Origin of the sequence: Niallia sp. MER 6, assembly GCF_023714395.1 — a bacterium.
GTDB lineage: Bacteria > Bacillota > Bacilli > Bacillales > Cytobacillaceae > Niallia.
In genome coordinates this window covers 1-2,896 of record NZ_JAMAUK010000077.1, presented here as the reverse complement: position 1 = coordinate 2,896, position 2,896 = coordinate 1, and the positions used below count along the sequence as shown (strand labels likewise).

Sequence of the window (2,896 nt, the reverse complement as noted above, 5' to 3'; positions counted from 1 at the left end):
TAGCGTAAGCTAGTAAGATCCCTGAAAGATGATCAGGTTGATAGGTTTGAGGTGGAAGCGTGGTGACACGTGGAGCTGACAAATACTAATAGATCGAGGACTTAACTAAAACGAAAAGCGGAAGAAGTCCGCTTAAATCGATAGGATGTTGGAGCGCGCGAGAAGCAGTCGCAAGACTGTGCACGAGTGAGTGAAACAGCCGTACGATTTGGCTTCTGCAGCTGGACATGAATGATTACTCATTCTTTCTTCTTACAACATAATCTAGTTTTCAGGGAATAAAAACCTTGAAAAGAAATTGAGAATATGATATAATAATATCTGTCTCAAAAAAGAGTCTGGTGGCGATAGCGAGAAGGTCACACCCGTTCCCATACCGAACACGGAAGTTAAGCTTCTCAGCGCCGATGGTAGTTGGAGGTTCTCCTCCTGTGAGAGTAGGACGTCGCCAGGCATACCATTATTCCGCAGTAGCTCAGTGGTAGAGCACTCGGCTGTTAACCGAGCGGTCGTAGGTTCGAATCCTACCTGCGGAGCCATAATGATTTTGAGTTATATGTTAGCAATTTGCTTCCATAGCTCAGCAGGTAGAGCACTTCCATGGTAAGGAAGAGGTCACCGGTTCGAGCCCGGTTGGAAGCTTAAAAAAAATAAAGGCCCATTGGTCAAGCGGTTAAGACACCGCCCTTTCACGGCGGTAACACGGGTTCGAATCCCGTATGGGTCACCAAATGGAGGATTAGCTCAGCTGGGAGAGCATCTGCCTTACAAGCAGAGGGTCGGCGGTTCGATCCCGTCATCCTCCACCATTTATAATATAATACAAGATTAAGATATGTGCCGATGTAGCTCAATTGGTAGAGCAACTGACTTGTAATCAGTAGGTTGGGGGTTCAAGTCCTCTCGTCGGCACCATTTATGAAACAATTCTTTCCAATATTACGGAGGGGTAGCGAAGTGGCTAAACGCGGCGGACTGTAAATCCGCTCCTTCGGGTTCGGCGGTTCGAATCCGTCCCCCTCCACCATTTTACAATTGGACATTAAGTCCTTTTATTTATTTTTGGGCTATAGCCAAGCGGTAAGGCAACGGACTTTGACTCCGTCACTCGTTGGTTCGAATCCAGCTAGCCCAGCCAAGAGCCATTAGCTCAGTTGGTAGAGCATCTGACTTTTAATCAGAGGGTCGCAGGTTCGAATCCTGCATGGCTCATCTGTAAAAACCAAGCATAAATTGCTTGGTTTTTTTTATGTTTTCTTATTTCAAAAAAATATGTAAGACATCAATTATGAGTAACTGTAATATGCTGTATAATGATTAAATTTCATTAATAATTTTCTTTCCAACTTGCTTTCATAAAGCTGTCGTACTTGTTTAACAACACGTCTAATTTAGCGCTTAAATCAATCACTTTAGGGTGCGAAAAAGAAGTGCGAGTTGCTAAATTAATCATCTGTTCACGATGTTCCTCAATATCTTTTAACAACTTTTGCTCACACATTGGCTTCACCCTCATTCATTAGTTAGTCTTCATTTTATCTGAAAAGAATAATATTGTCATGATTTTAACATAATATACCTAATTTTTATAACCAAATAACAAAAATTTTAAACATAACTTGTCATAATTTGTTAAAATAGTAGTAAAGTCATTCAAAAGTAGTAAATATACATATTATAAAAAATGTGAAAAATAAATCTCCTGATAGTTGGACGGTTAAGCCTTTAGATAGACAACTTGACTATAATTATAAGTAGAAGTCACTAAACTCTTTTTTTTTGTACACAAATATGAGCACAGATTTATTTTAAGCAGATTTAGGAGGAATTTTTTAAAAAAATGAAACCTTATTCGCTATCGATACGTATTAATCGATTAGCCGCATTTAGAGCGGAGGTAAATAGATGGAAGCATTAGTTAAAAAGAGAATTAAGCAAGTAATAAAAGGGGATCAAAATGCCTTCGGTGACATAATTGACATCTACAAAGATAAGGTGTTCCAAATATGTTATCGGATGCTGGGGAATAGACATGAAGCGGAGGATATTTCACAAGAAGCCTTTCTTCGAGCATATGTTAATATAAACAGATTTAACATGGACTTGAAGTTTTCCACATGGCTTTATCGCATTGCAACTAATTTGTGTATTGACAGGATCAGAAAGAAAAAGCCAGATTATTATTTGGATGCTGAGGTACCTGGTACAGATGGTTTGAACATGTACTCGCAAATCTCTTCAGATTCGAGATTGCCAGAAGAAGATGTTGAAAGTCTTGAATTGCAAGCTTCAATACAACGTGAAATATCAAAACTGCCAGAGAAGTATCGTTCTGTAATTGTGCTAAAATACATTGAAGAACTGTCTCTGAATGAGATTAGCGAAATTCTAGAACTTCCTCTGGGAACGGTAAAAACTCGCATCCATAGGGGTAGAGAGGCTTTAAGAAAGCAATTACGGCATGTCTAATAAGAAGGTGAAATAATATGACTTGTTCATCAAAGGTTATAGAATATATGCATGAATATCTTGATGAGGAAATATCAGAACAAGATAAGCATCAGTTAAAAAAACACTTGGATGAATGTGAAGATTGTGCAATTCATTTTCATGAATTGAAAAAGACAATTGCACTTGTACAAAGCACATCTCATATACAGGCTCCAGTTAATTTTACGGAGAATGTGCTGGCACTGCTGCCGAAGGAAAAGAAGCAGGCTGTCTTTAAAAGATGGGTGCGTAATCATCCCATGTTTGCTGCAGCATCTTTATTTAAAAGATAAGAAAGTATAAAAATTTGGGTCTACCACAGTCATTTAAGCTGTGGTATTTTCATTTTATGGAGACCAATATATTGAGAAGAATATTTTTTGATAAACACCAACATTGGGAAGCT

At 38.6% G+C, this 2,896-nt stretch carries 3 protein-coding genes, 8 tRNA genes and 2 rRNA genes; 12 read left to right on the top strand and 1 reads right to left on the bottom strand.

Annotated elements, in window-relative coordinates; genetic code table 11:
• From M3600_RS28165 to M3600_RS28120, 10 genes are all read left to right on the top strand, one after another.
• Positions 1 to 109: ribosomal RNA gene (locus M3600_RS28165) — 23S ribosomal RNA — on the top strand; the annotation flags it as partial.
• Positions 110 to 337: 228 nt separating this feature from the next.
• A 5S ribosomal RNA gene (rrf, locus tag M3600_RS28160) occupies positions 338 to 454 on the top strand.
• Between the two features lie 10 nt (positions 455 to 464).
• Positions 465 to 539: transfer RNA gene (locus M3600_RS28155), tRNA-Asn, on the top strand.
• 30 nt (positions 540 to 569) lie between these two features.
• A tRNA-Thr gene (locus M3600_RS28150) sits at positions 570 to 642 on the top strand.
• A 13-nt stretch (positions 643 to 655) separates the two neighbouring features.
• Positions 656 to 730: transfer RNA gene (locus M3600_RS28145), tRNA-Glu, on the top strand.
• A 3-nt stretch (positions 731 to 733) separates the two neighbouring features.
• Positions 734 to 809, top strand: a tRNA-Val gene (locus M3600_RS28140).
• 30 nt (positions 810 to 839) lie between these two features.
• Positions 840 to 915: transfer RNA gene (locus M3600_RS28135), tRNA-Thr, on the top strand.
• A 28-nt stretch (positions 916 to 943) separates the two neighbouring features.
• Positions 944 to 1,027, top strand: a tRNA-Tyr gene (locus M3600_RS28130).
• 36 nt (positions 1,028 to 1,063) lie between these two features.
• A tRNA-Gln gene (locus M3600_RS28125) sits at positions 1,064 to 1,138 on the top strand.
• Position 1,139: 1 nt separating this feature from the next.
• A tRNA-Lys gene (locus M3600_RS28120) sits at positions 1,140 to 1,212 on the top strand.
• A gap of 115 nt (positions 1,213 to 1,327) precedes the next feature.
• Here the strand turns inward: M3600_RS28120 and M3600_RS28115 are convergent.
• Positions 1,328 to 1,501, bottom strand: a complete 174-nt coding sequence (locus M3600_RS28115) for an aspartyl-phosphate phosphatase Spo0E family protein (protein ID WP_192486552.1) — start codon at positions 1,499 to 1,501, stop codon at positions 1,328 to 1,330.
• A 404-nt stretch (positions 1,502 to 1,905) separates the two neighbouring features.
• On the opposite strand from M3600_RS28115, the gene sigW reads away from it, so the two are divergent.
• Both sigW and M3600_RS28105 read left to right on the top strand, forming a co-directional pair.
• Entirely contained in the window at positions 1,906 to 2,469 is a 564-nt protein-coding gene (gene sigW, locus M3600_RS28110) for an RNA polymerase sigma factor SigW (RefSeq protein WP_192486551.1), read from the top strand.
• Between the two features lie 17 nt (positions 2,470 to 2,486).
• Positions 2,487 to 2,783, top strand: coding sequence for an anti-sigma factor family protein (locus tag M3600_RS28105; RefSeq protein WP_311315992.1), 297 nt, complete (start codon positions 2,487 to 2,489; stop codon positions 2,781 to 2,783).
• The last annotated feature ends 113 nt before the right edge of the window (positions 2,784 to 2,896 follow it).

Coding starts and splice junctions, on each gene's coding strand:
- M3600_RS28115 (WP_192486552.1), bottom strand. CDS start 1,501: ATGTGTGAGCAAAAGTTGTTAAAAGATATTGAGGAACATCGTGAACAG.
- sigW (WP_192486551.1), top strand. CDS start 1,906: ATGGAAGCATTAGTTAAAAAGAGAATTAAGCAAGTAATAAAAGGGGAT.
- M3600_RS28105 (WP_311315992.1), top strand. CDS start 2,487: ATGACTTGTTCATCAAAGGTTATAGAATATATGCATGAATATCTTGAT.